The organism is Thiothrix fructosivorans (assembly GCF_017349355.1).
GTDB classification, from domain to species: domain Bacteria; phylum Pseudomonadota; class Gammaproteobacteria; order Thiotrichales; family Thiotrichaceae; genus Thiothrix; species Thiothrix fructosivorans.
This window is the reverse complement of record NZ_JAFMPM010000008.1, coordinates 67,505-87,581: the sequence shown is the minus strand read 5'-3', so window position 1 is coordinate 87,581 and position 20,077 is coordinate 67,505. Positions and strand designations below refer to the sequence as shown.

The window sequence follows — 20,077 nt, the reverse complement described above, 5'->3', positions numbered from 1 at the left end:
CTAACTGTACATTGCCACCCTACACCCGTGTAATTACTACAAAAGTTTGCCACGGCGGTTTACAAGTACCTGCTGCTGCGTTAGGATTGCGCCCTTGATTTTGCCAATGTCAGAATCCTGCGGAAAAGTGTCCGAGTGGTCGAAGGAGCACGCCTGGAAAGTGTGTATACGGTAACGTATCGAGGGTTCGAATCCCTCCTTTTCCGCCATTTTTTAAAAAGCCTCGTATAGTCAACGACTTACGAGGCTTTTTTTTGGAAAAAATAACTTATTCCAATTAAATAGTTTTATTGATACCATTCTGGAACATACAGAATACATTGTTCGCGCAGCTACCAATACACTCAAAAATAAGCGGGGATACAGCGCATGAGACACCCATTACGGATGGCATCAGCTTTCATTCTATGCGGCGCACTGAGCCTAGCACAGGCTGAAACACCTACAATCAAGATCGGTACACTCAAAGCCGCGCCACAACTCGACGGTGCAGCCGAAGACTGGCAAGACATTACTGCTACGACGCTAAAACTCACCTACATCGGTAAACCTGAACTCACCAAAACCGTCTTGCTGAAAGCAGGTATTTTCGGCGATGAAGTCTTCTTCTACACCACATGGGAAGACAGCACCCAAGACATTCTGCATAAACCCAGTGTCTGGGATGAAGCCCAACAAAAATACGTCGAAGGGCCACAACTCGAAGACCGTTTCGCGCTGGAATTTGCGATGAAAGGTGATTACGACGCGAATTGGTTTTCCGGCAAAGAATTCACCGCCGATATGTGGAACTGGAAAGCCGCACGCACCAACCCGATTGGCATTAGCCATGACAAAATCACCATTATTAGCAAACAGCCGATGACCGAATCGTACAAAGCCACCTTGCCGGATGGTTCAAACCTGTACATTAATCGCCCGACCGATCTCGGCGGCGAACCGTATGCCACCAAACGCTATTTCAAAAAACAGCAAGACATCATGCCCAAATACGCCCCGTTGGAAAAACTTCCCGAAGGTGTGGATGACATCAAAGCTAAAGGGGTGTGGAAAGACGGGTACTGGCATCTGGAACAACGTCGCAAGCTCAATACCGGTCATGAAGACGATGTACGCTTCACCTTAGGCAGTACGGTTAAGGGGGCAGTCGCGGTGTTTGATCACGATGGCAGCCAACATCACTTTACGTCCGATACCCTGACGTTTGCATTTTAATAGAATAATGAAAAACCTTTGATTATGCGCTTTTTCAATAACTTACGATTGCTGCAAATTATTGACAGCACCTTCCTTGTTGCGTTGCTGGGAATCATCGCTGTACTACTGTGGTTTAATCTCAGCGATGTATCCAACCAAGTACGCCAAAGTATGCTGGCATCGAATACTTCGTTGCAGCAATCTCATGCTGCCTTCGTGCGCCAAATCGAACTGGAATCGGCTATTGACCAACAACGTGCCACTTTTGACCAGTTGAATGATGAATTTTTCAAATTTGCGTTTGACCCTAACAGTACCCCGACGAATCTCCCCCTGCTGCATAAGCTCAGCCACGACTTGCAAGACCAAGGCGAACAACTGTTAGCGATCTGGCCGCTTGAAAACCGTCCAGAGTTAAAAGCAAACTACGAAGAAGCCGTGGGGATCATGTCCAACCTTAGTACGGAGTTGGAAGGCTTACCCCCCGCGCATTGGCACCAACTCGCAGTTGATGCCCGCGATACTGCCAATCATGCCAAAATCTTGATGGCGGACATTGAAAAAATCGACAATCAACTTGGACAGCAAATTGGCGACACCATTCTGGCATCCATCCAAAGCACCGATGCCAGCACCGCACAGATGGCGGCACAACTCACCTATTTAAAACAACGCGCTTTGTGGGGAACATTAGGCATTATTATCTTGCTGATTATCAGCCGCTTGTATTTTTCCACCCGTTTCCAACACCTGACCCAAACAGCACAAACCGCGCAAAAAGTCGCCGAAGATGCCGTCAAAACCAAAGCGCGTTTCCTCGCCACCATGAGCCACGAAATTCGCACCCCCATGAATGGCGTGATCGGCATGACACGCTTGCTGATGAATACGCCGATGAGCAAAAAGCAAACCGATTTCGTCGAAAGCATCTACCTCAGCGGCGAACACTTGCTCACTGTTATCAACGACGTGCTGGACTTTTCCAAAATCGAAGCGGGCAAACTCGACCTCAAACGCGAACCCGTGGAACTGCGGGCGTGTATCGAAGACGTGCTCAACCTGCTCACCTCCAAAGCGCTCGAGAAAAATCTGGAATTAGCCTACGCCGTGGAACCTTCCATCCCGCTGTTCATCGAAGGCGACATGGTGCGCTTGCGGCAAATTCTCACCAACTTGCTGGGCAATGCCATCAAATTTACCGATAAAGGCGAAATTACGGTGTTCGTGCTGTCGCGCAGCCATCAAGGCGATGAGTACGAACTCGAATTCCAGATTAATGATACCGGCGCAGGTATTCCGGCGGATCGTTTGGACAGTATCTTTGAGCAGTTCAGCCAAGCCGATAATGCGCTCACCAACCGTAACGAAGGCACGGGCTTAGGGCTTGCCATTTCGCGCCGTTTGGTCAATATGATGGCAGGCACGATCTGGGCAGAAAGCACCGTCGGCGTAGGCAGCCATTTCCATTTCACCGTCAAAACCCGCAAAGCGGAAGGCAAGCTCAAACCGTTCCTCTACCCCGATATTCCCGAAATCATTGGCAAACGCATCCTGATTGTCGAAAACAACCCCGCGAATCAACAAGCCCTGCAAGACTTTTGCTTCGGCTGGGGCGCGACCACCGAAGCCTGCACCTCCAGCAGCGCAGCAATTGCCCGCATCGCCGCTGGACACGTCTATGATATTGGTTTAATCGACAGCAACTTACCGAATGCCTCCGCACTCGATTTTGCCAAATACGTGCGCAGCCGTTACAGCAAGCAAGCCTTCCCTCTGATCTTGATTGCGCCGCCGAATGACCCGCATCCCAAAGAAATCGTGCGCGAACTGTTCAATTTGTACCTCACCAAACCGATTACGCGCAGCCGTTTGTTTGACAGCTTGATGACCGTATTGGGCAAACTCAACCTCGTCACCGCTCGCCCCCAAGAATCCAAACTCAAATTGGGCGAACGCCTACCCCTCACCATCTTGCTGGCGGAAGACAACCCAATTAACCAGATTGTCGCCACGTCCATTTTGGATGAAATTGCCTACAAAGCCGACATCGCCGAAGACGGTAAGCAAGCGCTGGAAGCCTTACGCAAAAAGGCTTACGACGTAATTTTTATGGATATGCAAATGCCAGAAATGGACGGGCTGGAAGCCACCCGCCGCATCCGCGCCGACTTCCCACCCGACCGTCAACCGATCATTGTCGCCATGACCGCTAACGCGATGGACGGCGACAAACAAAACTGTTTAGCAGCGGGCATGAACGATTACATCAGCAAGCCCGTATTACCCGAAGCGGTCGAAGCCGTGTTAGAACGTTGGTGCAGTGCGCCATTCCCCTCTGTCACCATTCAGGAAAATCTTAATGAAACTGTTAGCGCCTGAAGCCCTGCAACACTTACCGGCGGTGATCTTGCCGCGCCTTATACAAATGTTCGGTAGCACCACCCCACCGCTGTTGGTCGAGATTCGCCAACACGCCAGTGCAGGTAACTTGCCCGCTATGGCGCAAGCGGCACACAAGCTGAAAGGCTCGTGCGTGAGTTTGGGCGCAGAACAGATGGCGGAGATTTGCAAGACTTTGCAGCACAAGGGTGAATGCGGGGATGCTGCGGGAATCAGTGCGTTACTGGAGGAGTTGGAGGGGATTTATCCTGCAACACTAGCAGCATTGCAAACAATTTAGCGAAAGAAGGATAAAGTTACAGTAGCACCTGCTCCAATTTCGCCAGCGCCTGTTTGTGTTGGGCAAGTTTCATCGCTGCCAGATTGTGCAGCTTCCAACGTACTGCTGGCAAATTTGCCGCATTTGGCAATGCACATAAACTCCATTCCGGCTTGCCACGTTTGACTGACAGCAAGAATTCACGATCCCGATCCGTTAGTCGCTCATGCAGGGTGGCAATCATGCGTTCGCGGGCATCCAGCAATTGTTCCAGCGGAACGTGTTCGTTGGTCATCCCCACAAATTCGGCGGCGTACAAGGCTTTGATGTCATGGCGATTGGGGGCAAGCAGTTCCGCCATCGGGCGATTGGAACTGATCAGGTAGACGAGGAAAGTATCTTTCAACGCGGGCGTGATGCCTTCGTTTTCCAATAGGAAATGCACGTCGAACAGATCGCGGGGATGTTGTCGATCAAGTGCGGCGCAGAGTTTCCCAGCGTAAATATCAGTAAAGTGCAGCAAGTTCATACGAGCAAAACCAAATTCTACCTGTGTTGCTGCTGATAAAACACTGGCACTTATTGGGTTTAAAGTGCCGCGCATGACAGGAGAAACCTCAATCTTGATCGAAGTATTGTGCTGCATCACCTGAAGCCGTATGCACTGCTTGGTTTTAGGTAACAACGTTTCGGCAACGCTAGAACCTACCATTGCTTGCCGAATGCGGGCTGCAATGCGACGCATCGCAGCATCAATATTAGTCAGGCTGGTTTCACGATCTTCTATTGGCAAATACACCAAATCAAGGTCAACGGAAAGGCGCGGCAGGTTGCGTAAAAATAGGTTAATCGCCGAGCCACCTTTGAGCGCAAAGCACGTTTCTTGAGCGACGTAGGGCATGGCTGTCACCAGTAACCGCACTTGTTCAGAAAAAGTCGGGTGCATCTTGATCCTCAATCATGCGGCGGGGCACGGTTATTTGATAGGTCTTGTCCAACACGCCCCCAGCGATAATCATGCGCTTGCCGCTGCCAAGGTTTACCCCGTCAATTGCAAGGCTGGAATACCAAGGGTGGTGATGGCGCGTGGCAAACCATAAAAATAGGCGTTTGGCTTTGATGCTGCCACAGGTTTGCAGCAATGCATTGAGCAAATCCGGGCGCAAAGTCGGGGATGACTCGAAATATTTGTCCAGCAATGAAAAATCTGCTTCATCCCGCACTTGGGCAAGCAACTCAAACAAGGCTAATTCAGGAGTGGAAAAATGTAACAGCCAATCCCAGTGACCGAATGGCTGGGTTGTCAGGGCTTGTTCTGGCAGATGACTAAAAGCAGCCGTTCCGCCCACCTTGAAATGGGGTGTTATTTGCACTTCCTGCAACCAAGTAGGTAATTTGCTGATGCCGTAGAGGTCGATGGTCTGGATGCCACCCAATGGCAGGTAGTGGGCAAAACCTTGCAGATCCAGCGCAGAACGCCCACCCACATGGATTGGGTAGCCTTGTTCTTGTAAGGAATAGACGAAATGTTGCCATTTGAGCGGTGGCCCCGATCGGCGGTATGCGCCACGTCCAACGCTTTGCAACTTACCAGAACGGATGAAGTAATCAATACTAGAACGGGTAAAACCTTTGCGTTGTAGCCACGGGCGATCTACTACCAGACCATCGGGCAGGGAAAGCTTTTGGTTTATGTGACTCTCAATTTGCATATCTCAAGTATGCAATAAAAATCATATACAAACCAACCATTCTCACAAAATATAGACAAAATGTAACTGAACAGTCCCCCCTTACCCAAACGCACTAAATTTGCGACACTCCCCCGATGACCCAACAACTGAAAGACCACAGCCTCAAACAGCTTAACAGCCAGTACCTTGCCAAGCTCACGCCGGAGGAACTGCTGCACCTGTCGACCAAGTTGTTGCATGACCTGAAAGAAGCGCGGGAACAGATCAACCAAAACTCCAACAACTCCTCCAAACCACCCAGCAGCGGTTTCCCGTGGGAAACGTCACCCAAAACGGTGGCTTTGCCCGAAACAGAAGGGGTGGGTGCAGCCAGAGGAAAGCCAACCCCGGAACCAGAAGCTGTGGCGGGCACAAAGCCAGCCCAACCAGCCAAACGCAAAGCGGGTAAACAACCCGGCGCACCGGGTTATGGTCGGGTATGGCATCCGCCCATCAATGCAGACGAACACCATTACCCCAGCCGATGTGAAGCCTGTGGCAGGTCCCTGGATGCGGCTGTCTCCCGTATTTATACCGCCTATGACAGTGTGGACATCCAGTTTGGCACGGATGGGAACCCCGGACTGACCGTCATCACCACCCGCCACCACCTTCACGATAGCGTATGCACCTGCGGTCATGTGAGCCGCCATATCCCGCATCGCCAAGCTCCCGACCCGTTATACCCGGAGGTTGATGTGGGCGAGTGGCGGCTGATTGGGGGCAATCTGGCGGCACTTATTGTCCACCTACGGCTGCGCTCACGCTTGTCACTGCGTGGCACACAAGAACTGTTGCGGGAGGTGTTGGGCATTCCCCTAAGTGTCGGGGTGTTGCAGCAATGTTTTGAGGAAGCAGCCGCGAGTGCTTCTCCATTGGAAGATGCCTTGGTGGAAGGGCTGTTGGCAGAAGCCACCGCTGACGGCGGGGTGCTGTATATTGATGAAACCTCTTGGAAAGAGCGTGGCGAAGCCCTGTGGCTATGGACATTCGTCACCACCCTCAGCGTTTGTTTCTACGTAGGGCAGCGCACCATTGAAATGCTCGACAACGTGATTAGCCCCCACTTTGGGGGCTGGCTGATGAGTGATGGCTATGCCGCTTACCGCCACCACCCCAAACGCTTGCGTTGCTGGGCGCACCTGATCCGCAAAGCCCGTGGGCTGGCAGAATCACTGGACAAAGACGGGCGGACGTTTGGCAACTTCACCCTCGCTTGGCTGAGGGTATTACAGGACGACATTTACGCTTGGCGGGCAGCAGGCGGCACGGTGGGGACGCAAACCGACGTGATCCGTCAACGCCATCAGGCAAAACTCCTGGAATTCAGGGCATTATGCTTGATCCATGCCGTATCTGCCCATGACAAGACGGCGGCACTGGCGAAAGAGTTCATCAATGATTGGGATGCCATTTTCCGAATCCTTGACCACCCGTGGCTTCCCTTGACCAATAATGAGGCTGAGCGGGCGTTGCGCCATTGGGTGATCCTGCGCAAAACCAACCATGGCACAAAGAGTGCTACGGGGAGCCGTGCGTTTGCCATGCTGGCCAGCATCATCGGTACTTGCCGCAAACGTGGACAGTCTGCCTTGGCTTATCTTGCCAGTGTTATTACCGCTGCCCGCGCTGGCTTTGCCCTGCCCGCTTTACCGCAAGGGGTGGGGATGTGATCAATTACGACAAAATCAGCTCACACAAATTAGATTCGTCACTATCCCCTGTATTGGAATAATATTCGTATGAGTCTTGAGCATCTCAATTATTGTTGCTACTCCCACACCTAATAAGCACTTATGATGTTTTTTCCACTCAATACCAATAGCAACTAACTTTGGCTCTCTTATCTTCAGCCTGCGATTAAAACTAATATTTTCAATCAACCATATACCGCCGCCACTAATTCCATAAGGATCAGGGAATGTAACAAAATTTTTATCTAACGACATAAGCTTGTTTTTTCTGAAGTTCACGATAACATGCGACATTGGACTGATAAACATCTTATCAAAGACACCAGCATCAGCCATTTTTCCAGCATACCCATATATTTTTCTTTTCACAGAGTTTGTTCCATATCTAAGCCCATTCTTACTTGCTGGAAAACCAACTACCATATAATCATGCAAAGAAGAACAAATATGATTGTAATCAATGCTATCGAATGAAACAGCTTTGTAGTCTGCCAAATACGCCTCGAAATCCTCGCTCACTTCCAATAGAGCTAAATCAATTCTATCACTCCCCCTATTCCCATTTGAATTAGACTCAATTATATCTCCTCGAAGAGGGATGAATTTATTTCGAAAAGTTATGCACAAATCCCTATTATGCGTTTCATCATAGACATGCGCAGCCGAAACTAGAAACTTGTGACCAAAAACATCTATTAACACAGAAGTTCCAATTTGCTGTGGCACACCTTTCTCGTCAAATATGTAAATCGGACAATGATATGGAGCAAGACCATCTAAGGTTTTTTGTGCATTAGCTAAAGCCTCTTTTTCACTTACAAATAAATTCATGATTTAGCCAGCTCCTGATACCTTTCAAACAAAAACCCCAACCGCTCCATATCATCCACGAACTTCTCCTTCCGATACGCCTGTTCCACCGCTTTATCCAGTGCCTTGTGTGCTTTGACCAAATCGGGCGGCATGGAACGCGGGTCATACAAATCCGCCAGCGTCGAATCGGGATACTTCTTCCGCGCATCCAACACGTAACTGAACAGTCCCCCCTTACCCAAACGCACTAAATTTGCGACACTCCCCCGATGACCCAACAACTGAAAGACCACAGCCTCAAACAGCTTAACAGCCAGTACCTTGCCAAGCTCACGCCGGAGGAACTGCTGCACCTGTCGACCAAGTTGTTGCATGACCTGAAAGAAGCGCGGGAACAGATCAACCAAAACTCCAACAACTCCTCCAAACCACCCAGCAGCGGTTTCCCGTGGGAAACGTCACCCAAAACGGTGGCTTTGCCCGAAACAGAAGGGGTGGGTGCAGCCAGAGGAAAGCCAACCCCGGAACCAGAAGCTGTGGCGGGCACAAAGCCAGCCCAACCAGCCAAACGCAAAGCGGGTAAACAACCCGGCGCACCGGGTTATGGTCGGGTATGGCATCCGCCCATCAATGCAGACGAACACCATTACCCCAGCCGATGTGAAGCCTGTGGCAGGTCCCTGGATGCGGCTGTCTCCCGTATTTATACCGCCTATGACAGTGTGGACATCCAGTTTGGCACGGATGGGAACCCCGGACTGACCGTCATCACCACCCGCCACCACCTTCACGATAGCGTATGCACCTGCGGTCATGTGAGCCGCCATATCCCGCATCGCCAAGCTCCCGACCCGTTATACCCGGAGGTTGATGTGGGCGAGTGGCGGCTGATTGGGGGCAATCTGGCGGCACTTATTGTCCACCTACGGCTGCGCTCACGCTTGTCACTGCGTGGCACACAAGAACTGTTGCGGGAGGTGTTGGGCATTCCCCTAAGTGTCGGGGTGTTGCAGCAATGTTTTGAGGAAGCAGCCGCGAGTGCTTCTCCATTGGAAGATGCCTTGGTGGAAGGGCTGTTGGCAGAAGCCACCGCTGACGGCGGGGTGCTGTATATTGATGAAACCTCTTGGAAAGAGCGTGGCGAAGCCCTGTGGCTATGGACATTCGTCACCACCCTCAGCGTTTGTTTCTACGTAGGGCAGCGCACCATTGAAATGCTCGACAACGTGATTAGCCCCCACTTTGGGGGCTGGCTGATGAGTGATGGCTATGCCGCTTACCGCCACCACCCCAAACGCTTGCGTTGCTGGGCGCACCTGATCCGCAAAGCCCGTGGGCTGGCAGAATCACTGGACAAAGACGGGCGGACGTTTGGCAACTTCACCCTCGCTTGGCTGAGGGTATTACAGGACGACATTTACGCTTGGCGGGCAGCAGGCGGCACGGTGGGGACGCAAACCGACGTGATCCGTCAACGCCATCAGGCAAAACTCCTGGAATTCAGGGCATTATGCTTGATCCATGCCGTATCTGCCCATGACAAGACGGCGGCACTGGCGAAAGAGTTCATCAATGATTGGGATGCCATTTTCCGAATCCTTGACCACCCGTGGCTTCCCTTGACCAATAATGAGGCTGAGCGGGCGTTGCGCCATTGGGTGATCCTGCGCAAAACCAACCATGGCACAAAGAGTGCTACGGGGAGCCGTGCGTTTGCCATGCTGGCCAGCATCATCGGTACTTGCCGCAAACGTGGACAGTCTGCCTTGGCTTATCTTGCCAGTGTTATTACCGCTGCCCGCGCTGGCTTTGCCCTGCCCGCTTTACCGCAAGGGGTGGGGATGTGATCAATTACTCCAACACCGCTTGCGCCGCCACCTCGACTTTTTGGCGGTGCTTGTCGTCGGCATCAGGCCACGGGAAATTGTTGTAAACCAGCTTGGCAGAATAACGGTAATCGCTTTTCATTTTTCCACCAACCACCGCAAGCCAAACCATGTTCATTTTCGATTCCAGCACTCCAAACTCATAGAGCGTTGCATTGGGGATCATATTATTCAAGTCGGTAGAAATGGTGTTGTGGTCAAAAAATCCCATCGGAACATAGTCACGGCGCTCAGAAGATACCCGTGGCACTAAAATATAGTCACCTTGAGGTTGACGATTTTCTACAAAAAACGCTGCTGCACTTGCCTTATCTCTCGTTTGAGCTTTGCTACTTGCCAAGCGAAACGCTTTCACTTGTTCCACTCGCTTCATGACTTCTGGCAGTGCTCGTAATTCATGAGGCTGAATGCCTACTAACCATAAACACCAACGCTCCTTTCCGTTAATGAATTCTTCTGCACCAAGCAGTGGTTTTAACCATTTCGCAGCGAGTGGTTCTTTTGCTAATAATTCGGTTTTTTCGTCAGGCGATAGCAGCAAAAACCCACCATCAACAGGCTTATTGCCGTACACAATTTCAGACACGTTACACAGAGGTTTTGTCCGATTATCAACCACTATATCGGGAGCGTCGATCAGATAAGGATTGACGTTATTTGCGGCGATTTCGACAGGTTCGCCCTTGATATTCAGGTAATCGAAAATGCGTTTGCCATCCGTATCAAAATCAGCAAACCCCACAATGACCACATGCACAGCCGCCTTGCCGCGTGCTTCTGAATCCCATGCAAAAGTGCGGTGCGCAAAATGCAAGTGGATACCCTGATTCAGCAGCGGTTGCCATAACGGTGCAACCTGTTCGCCTTGCGTAATCGAATTGGTGGAGACAAACGCTACGGTGATGCGCGTCCCTTGGATGAACTGCGCGGCTTTGTAAAACCAGCAGGTGACGTAATCCAGCGATTTGTGGTTTTTCACCACGCTGAACAGCTTATCCATATCCTCATTCTGTTCCGCCGTGCGGAAATTCGGCTCTTTGGGAATTCCCGTGGAAGCCACAACATGTAGTATCATGAGGAAAACCGAGCACCCCTAGCGAGGATCCCCCATGAACAGTAGCCTGCAAATCCCGCTTGATCTCCCCAACGTCCGTTTACAGTCGAGTTCCCATGACGCACAGGGCAATTTCATTCTGGAAGTGGAAAGTAGCCTTTCATTCACGAAGTGTCGTTGCTGTGGGCACAAGATTACCGAATTCCATGGCTACGACCGACCGATCCGTTTGCGCCATTTGCCGATTCTGGGGCGTGATGTCTGGATTGAAATCCGCCCCAAACGTTACCGCTGCCGCCATTGCGAAGGTGACCCGACCACTACCCAGACGCTGGAATGGTATGACCCACGCAGCCCGCATACCCGTGCTTTTGAGGACTGGCTGTTGAAGATGTTGGGCAATTCCACCGTCATGGATGTCAGCCGCCGCTGTGGTGTCAGCTATGGTGAGGTGGAAGGGGTGCTGAAACGTCGTGTCAGCACCCAAGTGGATTGGTCTGGTTTTAAGCAATTACGCACCTTGGGCATTGATGAAATCGCCCTGAAAAAAGGCCATAAGCACTATGCCGCGATTATCAGCTCACTGGATGATCATGACCGTCCGCAGGTGTTGGCTGTGTTGCCTGACCGTCTCAAAGAAACGGTAGCTGCCTTCCTGCGCAGCATTCCTGAACACCTGCAAACCACCGTGTGCGGGGCATGTTGTGACATGAACGAGGGTTTTGCCAATGCCGTCCGGGAAACCTTGCCCAAGGTCGCTATCGTGGTAGACCGTTTCCATGTCGCACAATACTACAACCGGGAGGTGGACAATTTCCGTAAGCAGACCTTGCAGGAACTCAAACAAACACTTTCGGCAGATACCTACGCTACCTGTAAGGGGACACTCTGGCTGTTCCGTCACCACTACTGGTCATTGACCGCAGAACAGCGTGGGCAACTGGAAGAATTTCTGCTACTCGCCCCTGAGTTGAAAGATGCTTGGCTACTGCGTCATGAACTGAACCTGCTATTTGAACAGGAACAAACCAAGGCACAAGCCCAACAACAACTACAAGACTGGAAGGCCAAGGTTAAAGCATCAGGGCTGGCCTGTTTTGACAAATTCCTCAACTTGCTGGAAACATGGCAGGATGGCATCACCAACTACTTTGAAGATCGCAACACCTCCGGTTTTGTCGAAGGCATGAACAACAAGCTGAAAGTCATCAAGCGCCGCTGCTATGGGTTGTTGGATGTGAAGCGTTTCTTCCAACACATTCAGGTGGATCTGGCATTTTCAAGGAAGCAACCAGCATGAGGCTAACACTACATCTGGTGGCTTCCACGGGAATTCCCAAAGAGCCGGAAATTCTTCCCAATAAACGGCGGGTTGCCGATGATGTGGGAGAGGGAGTCACGCGCTACCACGCTGTTCCAATCGAGGTGCAAGGAATTGCCGATGGTGATATGCGCCGCCGTTTTCAGTGGCAACAAATCCGGTTCGCGCCCAAACTGGCGGGCAAATTCACGGTTCATCTGGTGCTGCGTCAACCACATGGCAACTTCGGCGATACGCGCAGGCCATTCCTCAATCTCGATGCCGTGGAAATGCTCCAGCTTGATGGTCGGCTCAACGGTAATGTCCAACCCAAGGTGCGTGGTGTCGAGCTTGTCGCCGTGTTGTGCTCGCAGCACCGCCAATTCCAGCCGCCGCAATTCACGGTAAGTAATGATCAGGAAGTTACCACAGCCACACGCCGGATCAAAGAACTGCAACGCTGTCAGCCGCTGCTGAAATGCCGCCAATTTCTTGCGCTTGTCACGGTTGCCGCCTTGCTGGATTGCCCGAAATTCCGCCCACAACGCATCCAAAAACAACGGTTTAATCAGCCGCAAAATATGCGTTTCGCTGGTGTAATGCGCCCCCAAATTGCGCCGCGCATCCTTATCCATAATCGACTGGAATAACGAACCAAAAATCGCGGGCGAAATGCTGCTCCAATCAAAATGCGCCCCATCCAGCAACACATCGCGCATTGCCGCATCAAACGACGGCATATCCAAGCGCTCACGGAACAAATGCCCATTCACATACGGGAACTCATTCAACTCCGCTGTCAGGTTTTTGCTGCGTTTATTGAACGGCGTATCCATCACCTGAAACAATTTGCTCAAGTGCATCTCGGTATCCGAACCGTCTTCCACCGTGAAATTCAGCAGGTAGTTGATGAACAGGTGATGCGGAAAAATCCCCGTATCTTCCGCAAACAAACAGAACAAAATCCGTACCAGAAAAATTTCCAGCTCATGCCCGCTGTAACCCGAATCCGCCAGCGCATCGTGCAAACTACCCAGCAATTCCGCCGCTTGGATATTAAGCGTAGTTTCCGCCGCCACATCACCGTAATGCTGCAAACCGGACATAAAATCGAACAGGTGAATGTGTTCCGGCAGCGCCTCAATCGCAAAGCTGTATTCCTGCTTACGGCGCAAATCGTAGAGGCGGAACGTGGCAAAATCCGACAGCAGCACAAAGTTAGGCTTTTCCTTTTCCGGCAAGCCAAGGTAATACTCGAAGGCTTGTGACTCGGCTTTATCCAACGACTTGCCGCGTGATTTATGCTCGACCAGCAACACGCCCTTCCAAAACAAGTCGATGAAACCGTGCCGCGCATCCAGCTTGGCAACCGACCACTCGAATACTGCCACATCCTTGCGCTCAATGCCGAACACACTGAAAAACGCATCCCAAAAAGACTTGGCTTCCGCCTCTTCGCGGCTTTCCGCACGCCATTTCTGCACGAAGGCATGGGAGCGATTGCGGATTTCATTGTGGTGCAGGCGTACAGTCATGGCGGTAAATCTTAACCAAAAGACAAATTATACCCACCCACTCTCACTCGGTACGAAATATTATTTGCCCTAAATACCCGCCTTACTGTGCTACAGAAATTGCTCAAACCCAACAAGACTTCTGGCTAAAACTTGACTAAAGCGTGACCGTTGCCGCCAAACCGCCCAGCCGTGCCGAACGCCCAAACACCAACGTACCGCCGTACAGCTTGGTAATATCCTTGCAAATTGCCAGCCCCAAACCGTGACCTTCCACGGTTTCATCCAGCCGCACGCCGCGCTCGGTCAGTTGCAGCAACTCAGCATCGGTACGCCCTACCCCATCGTCTTCCACCGTGATACGCACTTGCCCAGCTACGCTTTCAAGCTGGCAATGCACCTGTTCTCGTGCCCATTTGCAGGCGTTATCCAGTAAATTGCCCAGCAGTTCCAACATGTCTTCGCGATCACCGAAACGCGTAATAGTGGGCGCAATCGCCAGCGTGATGCAGCGCGGGGATTTCTGGTGTACTCGCGCCAACACCTCCACCAACACCGGCAATTCCTCAAGCGGATCAAAGCGTTGCGTGGTATTGCCCAAACCTGCTAGCCGCGCACGTTTGAGTTCGCGTTCGGTCAATTGGCGAATACGTTCGGTTTGCAGTAATGCCTGCTGGTTGGTGGCAGCATCCGGTGTGGCAGTATCAAGGTGTTGCGCCAGCAAATTCAGCGGCGTTTTCAAGGCGTGTGCAAGATTACCCAAGGCATTACGGGAACGTTCCAAACGTTCCTGCATCAAGCTCAACAGGTGGTTCAATTCCTTAATGATCGGCTCAATTTCGGTAGGAACAGCTTCGTTTAGCTTTGCCACATTGCCTGCTTCCAGTTGCCGAAGCTCAGCACGAATCGCGTCAAGGCGGCGAAACGTGCGGCGGATGACCATGCTTTGAATCGCTAAAATCAGCGTAATGCCACCCGCCGCCAGAAAGGGGAACAGCCATTTGAAACGCTGCGGATGATGGGGTGTTTCCGATACATCAAGTGAATGCAGCGTTTGCGTCTCCGCAAAGAACCACGGCAAAGCCAAGCCTACGCCCCAAATCAGCGCCATCACCAGCACCAAAATAACCGCAAGATTGACCTGTAACTGGCGTTCAAGTGATTTCATAGTGGCAACTCCGGCTTAGCGGGGTCGATGAAAATGTAACCCTGCCCGCGCCGTGTTTGAATGCGCCAATCACCCAACTTGCGGCGCAAATGGCGCACGTAGACTTCGATCACATTGCTATCACGGTCAAAATCTTGCTCGTAGACGTGTTCGGTCAAGCGTGATTTGGTAAGAATCCGACCGGGGTGCAACATAAAATAGCGCAGCAAGCGAAATTCTGTCCCCGTCAACTCGAATACCTCACCGACGGGCGTGGTCACTTGCTGGTGTGCCTCATCTAATTGCAAGCCGCAGCAATGCAGCTTTTGGTCGGGGACAGCCGCTTGCAAATTGCGGCGAATCAATGCCTGCACCCGCACCAGCAATTCCTCAAAGTGAAACGGCTTGCCGAGGTAATCGTCCGCCCCCGCTTTAAAACCATCCACCCGTTCGTGCCAAGCATCGCGGGCAGTCAGCACAATCACTGGCACGCGATTGCTGCGTTGCCGCCAATGTTGCAAGACTTCCAGCCCGCTGCGTTGCGGCAAACCGAGGTCGAGAATCACCGCATCGTAAGGCGTTTCGTCGCCCATGAATTCGCCGTCCACGCCATTGCTGGCGATGTCGACGGCGAAGCCTTCACGCTTCAAACGGGTGTGCAAACTGCTGCTGAGTTCACTGTCATCTTCAACCAATAGCAAGCGCATAAGCCATCCTTATCGCTACACACTCACGGTTGTTTACCATGCTCTGCTTCATAATGCGCTTTGTACCAATCAGGTTCACCTAAATCCGTATCGTACAAGAATTGCGCCACCGCCGTCAGATCGGCATCGCTGAGCTGCGGCATAGCGGGCATCAATCCAAACTGTTTCACCGCACCCGTCATGATGGCATCAGTGGCATTAGGCGCTTTCACCCATTTCACCAAATGCGCAACAAACGCCTCACGCGCAGGGAACGCCTTTTTTACATGATCTTTCATGCCAAACGCAGGTGGCGCAATCCCACCCGCCTTGCCGCCAAGCGCGTGGCACGATACGCACGCCGACTGGAACACTTTTGCACCGGGGTGCTCCATCGTCGCCAAATCAAGCGTTGCTGCTTGACCTTGTGCGCCATGTTGCTTGTGTTCCGGCGAGAAACACGCTGAGAGGAACGCCACGGCAATTAATGGTAGGTAGATTTTTTTCATCGGTCATATTTCTCCATGTTCAACTGTTTTTCTGAATACCCTTGGGAACGGGTTTCAACCGTGCCGCAATGTACGTCTCGATAGCACTACGGTCAGTCGTACACGCTTCACTGGCAATGACAGCTTCGGCGAGTGGGCTGAAATCCACTTTGATATTGCCTTCAAAAAACTGACCACTGATACCCGTCGCATGAGCTTTTAAAAGCTGATAAGCGCACGCATCGGTAGCCACTTTTTCAACCAAGACAGTATATCCAGAAACCGACACACGCGTTTCATAACGGTGTTCGGTTTTCATGTAGGCATCCGCTAAAAACAACTTATCCCACTCACGGGGATTACCACCATTCTCCATCGCTGTTCCCATGAACTCGATGTGTTTCTGAAGGTTTTCAGCTTGTTCTGCCGTTTGGGTGGCAATCAGCCATGATAAGGAATAGCTGGTATCGTCAAAGCGGGCGCTCGGATTTTCCGCCGTACCCGTATTGGTGTAAGCCGCATGATGGCTGGCAAGGTAATCAATGTAAGACTCGGTGGGTGCGCCACCCCCACCATTACCGCCGGTGCTGTTGCCACTGCCGCCATCACCAGCGCCACACCCGACGAGTACCAATACGGAACACAACGCGACCACATACCCTACAGCCATACTTTTTTTCATTTTCATGCGGAACAATCCCATTATCTATTTTACGAAAAGCGCGAGACTGTAACGGCTCAACCTGAAATGAAGCTGAAAAATCTATCCGCCAAACTGGAGGAAAAATGGCACAAACAAGGCTTTCACTTGTTTGGTACGCGCCACAATTGCCGTGGCATCATTTGCCGTCAACGCGGCGGCTAAGGCTGCCAGATTTTGGGTTTGGGCGGTCAGGGAAGTATTTAGGGCAGCCTGTTTTTCGGCACTGAACGCGTAGAGCGTGGGGTCAAGCTGTTGCACGGCTGTCACCATTTTCGGCATTTCAGCCTGCAAGACTGGCAAGGTTTGCACAATAATCGCGGTGATTTCAGCGGTCAATTGGCTGCCATCCACCACATTCTTCACCGCTGTCAGTGCAGGCTCAAAACCGTGATGGTAACGGGTGATCGGATCCATCACCCACTCATAATTTTCCAAGGTACGCAGTGCCAGCAATTGCATCCGAATATCTTCCAGCGGCTCGTGAGCGGGCGTTATATCGGTGGGGAAATCACCTGCTGCCAAGGCTGCCTCCAACGCGGTTTTTGAGGCGGCAATATTGGCATTGATTGCGCTGAAATACGTTGTCCAATTGAGTGGAGTTTGCAAGGTCACGGGATAACGGCTGGACGTGGTGGCTGAACCCAACACATTCCAACGAGTTTCCAAGGCGGTTAACGCGGTTTGGGCGGCTTGCACATTTTCAAAGGTGGCGACGGTGTTATTACTGGCAAATAAGGCGGGGATGTAGGCTTGATCAAACGCGACCCATTGCGGCGCAGAAGGGCTGAGAAAATCGCCATACGCGAGAAACAATTTCACAAACAACGGCTTCACTTTGTTGGCGGAGGCTAGAATAGCGGCATTATCATTGAGCAAGAGCGCGTCTTGCAGTGCCGTATTATTTTGCTTGGAAGCGCTTACAGCGGCTTGTATCCCTTGGGTTTTGGCGGGGGAAAAACCGAATAGCTCGCTGTCAATCTTGCGTGCTGCCAAGGTGTTAAAGGCGCTGGTGTAATTGGCAAGTTGCACGGTCAAATCGGCTTTGTGTTGCTGTGTCAGCAAGGCTGGCGTGGTTGCACCCGTGAAAGCGGCGACCACATCGCCCATGCTCCGATGCGCCAACGTCAGGGTATCCATGACATCATCAATGCCATTATCACGGCGCATTTGCAGCATAACGGTGCGGATGTCTTCGAGATGTTCGTGGGCAGCACTCAAATCGGCGGGGTATGTGCTGACTTGATCCAGCGTATTATTGGCGGCTAATAGATGCGTATCCACGGCAGGTTTGGCAGTGGTCGCGGGTGGAAACGTGGCGGCACTGTTGACCACGAAGGCTTGCCAACGACTATCCAAGCGGCTCAGGGCGGCTTTGCCTGCGGCGGCAATCGGCAGTGGGGCGGCCGTGTTATTGGTGTAAAACAAGGCAGGCACGTAAGCACGGCTCACTTGCGCCATTTCCGCTGTCAATGCGGGGGTCATGCCTGTCGTGGGGGTGCTGCTCAGTGTGGTGGTATCAGTGGCGAGGTTCGCGGGGCTGTCTGAATTATTGCAAGCAAACAGGCTCAAGGTCGCCAATAAGGTCGGGAAAACAATACGGTATTGCATAGCGGTAACACTCCGATCAAATTATTATGAAGACGTTAACAGTGTAGGTAGCGGATGGACTGCCTACACTGTTATTTCTGCACTAATGATGCTTATAAGACATTTGTCGGATGAGGTTGCGTTAGCTTATTAACGCCCGCGTCCTTGCCCATTGCCACGTCCACCACCTTGTCCGCCGCGCTCGTTCGGGCTATTCACGATGGCATCGACTTCCGCTTGTGGCATGGTTTGCGCCACATACGCGACACCTTTGCTTTGAATCTGCCCAACAAACGCCCGTAGGTGATTGCGTGACGCTCGCATCAAATTATCGTAAGTGTTGAGAATATCGGGGCGGGTGGTTTCGCGCATGGATTTTTGCAAGTCCACAATATCGACTTCCTCAATCAACGCACCGACGTACAGCGCATCCAGTGCGGAGGTTTGCCCTCGCGCCATTAGCGTTGCGTACAAGGCTGCCAAATCCGTATTCTGGAAAACGCCGACGGCATCATTGGTTACAGGGTCAGCAATGCGGTAGGTTTGTAGCAAGGCTTTAACTTTATCGGTATGTTGCTGTTCAGATTGGGAAATATTGTTAAACACCGGCAATTGCCATTGGCGATACAGCGCGATGTACGCATCCCGTGCCAATTTTTCTTCCTCGCGCATGAAACGCAGAGACTGGGTTTCAGCGGTACTTAATACCTGAGCTTGCGCCGTCGTTGCTTGCGCTTGCTGCCCGTTGCCTTTGGCAAACGTGGGCGTGGTCAGTAGACCTGTGCAAGCAATGGCAACCATGCCTGCAATAAGTGTTTTACGGAATGTCATGAGAATCTCTCCTTGTCGTTATGCTTTATTACTTGCCGCACTGTTCTTCAGGGCTGTTTACAATCGCATCGACGGTAGCTTGCGGGACGACTTGCGCTTGATACTTCACGCCATTGTTTGCCAGTTGCCCCACGAATGCCCGCAGATGATTACGCGAACCGCACATCAAATTGGTGTAAGCCACAATGATGTCAGCAGGGTTTGTGCCTGCTTGGGCTTCAGCAATCGCTTCCTGTAAATCGTTGATGTCGAATTCTTCGATGAAGCCACCAACCTGCAAACCCTCAACGAGTGAGGTTGAACCACGCATCACCAAATCCTGATACAAACCCAACAACACGGGGTCGGTAAATGCGCCGATGGTGTTATCCAGTACAGGGTCTTGCAAGTTGTACGTAGCCACCAACGTTCCCATGACATCCATGTGTTGCTGTTCGCTCTTGGTGGCGATGTTCAGGAAAACCTTTTGCGCCCATTTATCATTCAAGCTCAGGTAAACATCGCGTGCCAGCTTTTCCTCTTCGCGCACGAATAGCAGCGTGGCGGTTTCCGTGGTGCTCAACGATGACTGGGTAGCAAGCGTCGTTGTTACCGTACCCGTTGCACTGGTTGTACTGCTAGCGGTGGTTGGTGTAATTGCCGTGGTACTACTAGCCGTCGTATCGGTAAGGCTGGCAGCAGCACTATCGCTGCCACAACCTGCCAGCAAGCCACACATCAGCACCACACTGCTCAGCGTTTTAAGTGTTTTCATTGGATATACTCCTTATCAATGATTCGTTAAG

19 protein-coding genes and 1 tRNA gene are annotated in these 20,077 nt (G+C 51.7%); 7 read left to right on the top strand and 13 right to left on the bottom strand.

Going from position 1 to position 20,077, the window contains the following annotated elements; genetic code table 11:
- Positions 1-121: 121 nt before the first annotated feature.
- The 4 genes from J1836_RS14735 (at position 122) to J1836_RS14720 (ending at position 3,877) form a co-directional block, all read left to right on the top strand.
- Positions 122-209: transfer RNA gene (locus J1836_RS14735), tRNA-Ser, on the top strand.
- A gap of 160 nt (positions 210-369) precedes the next feature.
- Complete coding sequence (locus J1836_RS14730) at positions 370-1,215, top strand: ethylbenzene dehydrogenase-related protein (protein ID WP_207251907.1); 846 nt, start codon at positions 370-372, stop codon at positions 1,213-1,215.
- Between the two features lie 48 nt (positions 1,216-1,263).
- Complete coding sequence (locus tag J1836_RS14725) at positions 1,264-3,576, top strand: response regulator (RefSeq protein WP_242632864.1); 2,313 nt, start codon at positions 1,264-1,266, stop codon at positions 3,574-3,576.
- Positions 3,557-3,877 carry an Hpt domain-containing protein gene (locus tag J1836_RS14720; protein WP_207251905.1) on the top strand — a complete coding sequence of 107 codons (321 nt, stop codon included), beginning with the start codon at positions 3,557-3,559 and terminating at the stop codon, positions 3,875-3,877. The genes J1836_RS14725 and J1836_RS14720 overlap by 20 nt, the downstream gene beginning before the upstream one ends.
- Positions 3,878-3,893: 16 nt before the next feature.
- Here J1836_RS14720 and J1836_RS14715 read toward each other — a convergent pair whose 3' ends face one another.
- Both J1836_RS14715 and J1836_RS14710 read right to left on the bottom strand, forming a co-directional pair.
- Entirely contained in the window at positions 3,894-4,802 is a 909-nt protein-coding gene (locus tag J1836_RS14715) for a nucleotidyl transferase AbiEii/AbiGii toxin family protein (RefSeq protein ID WP_278189502.1), read from the bottom strand.
- Positions 4,783-5,568, bottom strand: coding sequence for a type IV toxin-antitoxin system AbiEi family antitoxin domain-containing protein (locus J1836_RS14710; protein WP_207251903.1), 786 nt, complete (start codon positions 5,566-5,568; stop codon positions 4,783-4,785). The genes J1836_RS14715 and J1836_RS14710 overlap by 20 nt, the downstream gene beginning before the upstream one ends.
- Positions 5,569-5,684: 116 nt before the next feature.
- Here J1836_RS14710 and tnpC (J1836_RS14705) point away from each other — a divergent pair, with 116 nt between their 5' ends.
- On the top strand, positions 5,685-7,262 hold the full coding sequence (gene tnpC / locus J1836_RS14705; protein WP_242632653.1) for an IS66 family transposase: 1,578 nt from the start codon (positions 5,685-5,687) through the stop codon (positions 7,260-7,262).
- Positions 7,263-7,277: 15 nt separating this feature from the next.
- Here tnpC (J1836_RS14705) and J1836_RS14700 read toward each other — a convergent pair whose 3' ends face one another.
- Both J1836_RS14700 and J1836_RS14695 read right to left on the bottom strand, forming a co-directional pair.
- Positions 7,278-8,114: a hypothetical protein gene (locus tag J1836_RS14700; protein ID WP_207251902.1), complete on the bottom strand. Its 837-nt coding sequence runs from the start codon at positions 8,112-8,114 to the stop codon at positions 7,278-7,280.
- Positions 8,111-8,338, bottom strand: coding sequence for a type IIL restriction-modification enzyme MmeI (locus tag J1836_RS14695; protein ID WP_207251901.1), 228 nt, complete (start codon positions 8,336-8,338; stop codon positions 8,111-8,113). Before J1836_RS14695 ends, J1836_RS14700 begins: the two co-directional genes overlap by 4 nt.
- A 27-nt stretch (positions 8,339-8,365) precedes the next feature.
- Here J1836_RS14695 and tnpC (J1836_RS14690) point away from each other — a divergent pair, with 27 nt between their 5' ends.
- On the top strand, positions 8,366-9,943 hold the full coding sequence (gene tnpC / locus J1836_RS14690) for an IS66 family transposase (RefSeq protein ID WP_242632653.1): 1,578 nt from the start codon (positions 8,366-8,368) through the stop codon (positions 9,941-9,943).
- 4 nt (positions 9,944-9,947) lie between these two features.
- Here tnpC (J1836_RS14690) and J1836_RS14685 read toward each other — a convergent pair whose 3' ends face one another.
- Positions 9,948-11,057: a type IIL restriction-modification enzyme MmeI gene (locus J1836_RS14685; protein WP_207251900.1), complete on the bottom strand. Its 1,110-nt coding sequence runs from the start codon at positions 11,055-11,057 to the stop codon at positions 9,948-9,950.
- A 34-nt stretch (positions 11,058-11,091) separates the two neighbouring features.
- Between J1836_RS14685 and J1836_RS14680 the strand changes: the two genes are divergently transcribed.
- A complete protein-coding gene (locus J1836_RS14680) occupies positions 11,092-12,336 on the top strand; it encodes an ISL3 family transposase (RefSeq protein ID WP_207249679.1) in 1,245 nt (414 codons plus the stop codon).
- A gap of 8 nt (positions 12,337-12,344) precedes the next feature.
- On the opposite strand, the gene J1836_RS14675 is transcribed toward J1836_RS14680, so the two are convergent.
- The 8 genes from J1836_RS14675 to J1836_RS14640 all read right to left on the bottom strand — a co-directional run bounded on the left by J1836_RS14675 (position 12,345) and on the right by J1836_RS14640 (position 20,046).
- On the bottom strand, positions 12,345-13,871 hold the full coding sequence (locus J1836_RS14675; protein WP_207251899.1) for a DNA methyltransferase: 1,527 nt from the start codon (positions 13,869-13,871) through the stop codon (positions 12,345-12,347).
- A 136-nt stretch (positions 13,872-14,007) separates the two neighbouring features.
- Positions 14,008-15,018 carry a sensor histidine kinase gene (locus J1836_RS14670; RefSeq protein ID WP_207251898.1) on the bottom strand — a complete coding sequence of 337 codons (1,011 nt, stop codon included), beginning with the start codon at positions 15,016-15,018 and terminating at the stop codon, positions 14,008-14,010.
- Complete coding sequence (locus J1836_RS14665) at positions 15,015-15,704, bottom strand: response regulator transcription factor (protein ID WP_207251897.1); 690 nt, start codon at positions 15,702-15,704, stop codon at positions 15,015-15,017. Before J1836_RS14665 ends, J1836_RS14670 begins: the two co-directional genes overlap by 4 nt.
- Before the next feature lie 23 nt (positions 15,705-15,727).
- Complete coding sequence (locus tag J1836_RS14660) at positions 15,728-16,192, bottom strand: c-type cytochrome (RefSeq protein ID WP_207251896.1); 465 nt, start codon at positions 16,190-16,192, stop codon at positions 15,728-15,730.
- A gap of 19 nt (positions 16,193-16,211) precedes the next feature.
- Positions 16,212-16,859 (bottom strand): hypothetical protein, encoded by a 648-nt coding sequence (locus J1836_RS14655; RefSeq protein WP_207251895.1) that lies wholly within the window; start codon positions 16,857-16,859, stop codon positions 16,212-16,214.
- Between the two features lie 75 nt (positions 16,860-16,934).
- Positions 16,935-18,482, bottom strand: coding sequence for a hypothetical protein (locus tag J1836_RS14650; RefSeq protein ID WP_207251894.1), 1,548 nt, complete (start codon positions 18,480-18,482; stop codon positions 16,935-16,937).
- A gap of 129 nt (positions 18,483-18,611) precedes the next feature.
- Positions 18,612-19,292, bottom strand: a complete 681-nt coding sequence (locus J1836_RS14645; RefSeq protein WP_207251893.1) for a DUF2202 domain-containing protein — start codon at positions 19,290-19,292, stop codon at positions 18,612-18,614.
- A 28-nt stretch (positions 19,293-19,320) separates the two neighbouring features.
- Positions 19,321-20,046, bottom strand: coding sequence for a DUF2202 domain-containing protein (locus tag J1836_RS14640; protein ID WP_207251892.1), 726 nt, complete (start codon positions 20,044-20,046; stop codon positions 19,321-19,323).
- Positions 20,047-20,077 lie beyond the last annotated feature (31 nt).

Bases quoted from the DNA above. Each gene is read 5' to 3' on its own strand.
- J1836_RS14655 (WP_207251895.1), bottom strand. From the start codon at position 16,859: ATGAAAATGAAAAAAAGTATGGCTGTAGGGTATGTGGTCGCGTTGTGT.
- J1836_RS14730 (WP_207251907.1), top strand. From the start codon at position 370: ATGAGACACCCATTACGGATGGCATCAGCTTTCATTCTATGCGGCGCA.
- J1836_RS14710 (WP_207251903.1), bottom strand. From the start codon at position 5,568: ATGCAAATTGAGAGTCACATAAACCAAAAGCTTTCCCTGCCCGATGGT.
- J1836_RS14675 (WP_207251899.1), bottom strand. From the start codon at position 13,871: ATGACTGTACGCCTGCACCACAATGAAATCCGCAATCGCTCCCATGCC.
- tnpC (WP_242632653.1), top strand. From the start codon at position 8,366: ATGACCCAACAACTGAAAGACCACAGCCTCAAACAGCTTAACAGCCAG.
- J1836_RS14645 (WP_207251893.1), bottom strand. From the start codon at position 19,292: ATGACATTCCGTAAAACACTTATTGCAGGCATGGTTGCCATTGCTTGC.
- J1836_RS14640 (WP_207251892.1), bottom strand. From the start codon at position 20,046: ATGAAAACACTTAAAACGCTGAGCAGTGTGGTGCTGATGTGTGGCTTG.
- J1836_RS14720 (WP_207251905.1), top strand. From the start codon at position 3,557: ATGAAACTGTTAGCGCCTGAAGCCCTGCAACACTTACCGGCGGTGATC.
- J1836_RS14700 (WP_207251902.1), bottom strand. From the start codon at position 8,114: ATGAATTTATTTGTAAGTGAAAAAGAGGCTTTAGCTAATGCACAAAAA.
- J1836_RS14660 (WP_207251896.1), bottom strand. From the start codon at position 16,192: ATGAAAAAAATCTACCTACCATTAATTGCCGTGGCGTTCCTCTCAGCG.
- J1836_RS14650 (WP_207251894.1), bottom strand. From the start codon at position 18,482: ATGCAATACCGTATTGTTTTCCCGACCTTATTGGCGACCTTGAGCCTG.
- J1836_RS14715 (WP_278189502.1), bottom strand. From the start codon at position 4,802: ATGCACCCGACTTTTTCTGAACAAGTGCGGTTACTGGTGACAGCCATG.
- J1836_RS14685 (WP_207251900.1), bottom strand. From the start codon at position 11,057: ATGATACTACATGTTGTGGCTTCCACGGGAATTCCCAAAGAGCCGAAT.
- J1836_RS14680 (WP_207249679.1), top strand. From the start codon at position 11,092: ATGAACAGTAGCCTGCAAATCCCGCTTGATCTCCCCAACGTCCGTTTA.
- J1836_RS14665 (WP_207251897.1), bottom strand. From the start codon at position 15,704: ATGCGCTTGCTATTGGTTGAAGATGACAGTGAACTCAGCAGCAGTTTG.
- tnpC (WP_242632653.1), top strand. From the start codon at position 5,685: ATGACCCAACAACTGAAAGACCACAGCCTCAAACAGCTTAACAGCCAG.
- J1836_RS14670 (WP_207251898.1), bottom strand. From the start codon at position 15,018: ATGAAATCACTTGAACGCCAGTTACAGGTCAATCTTGCGGTTATTTTG.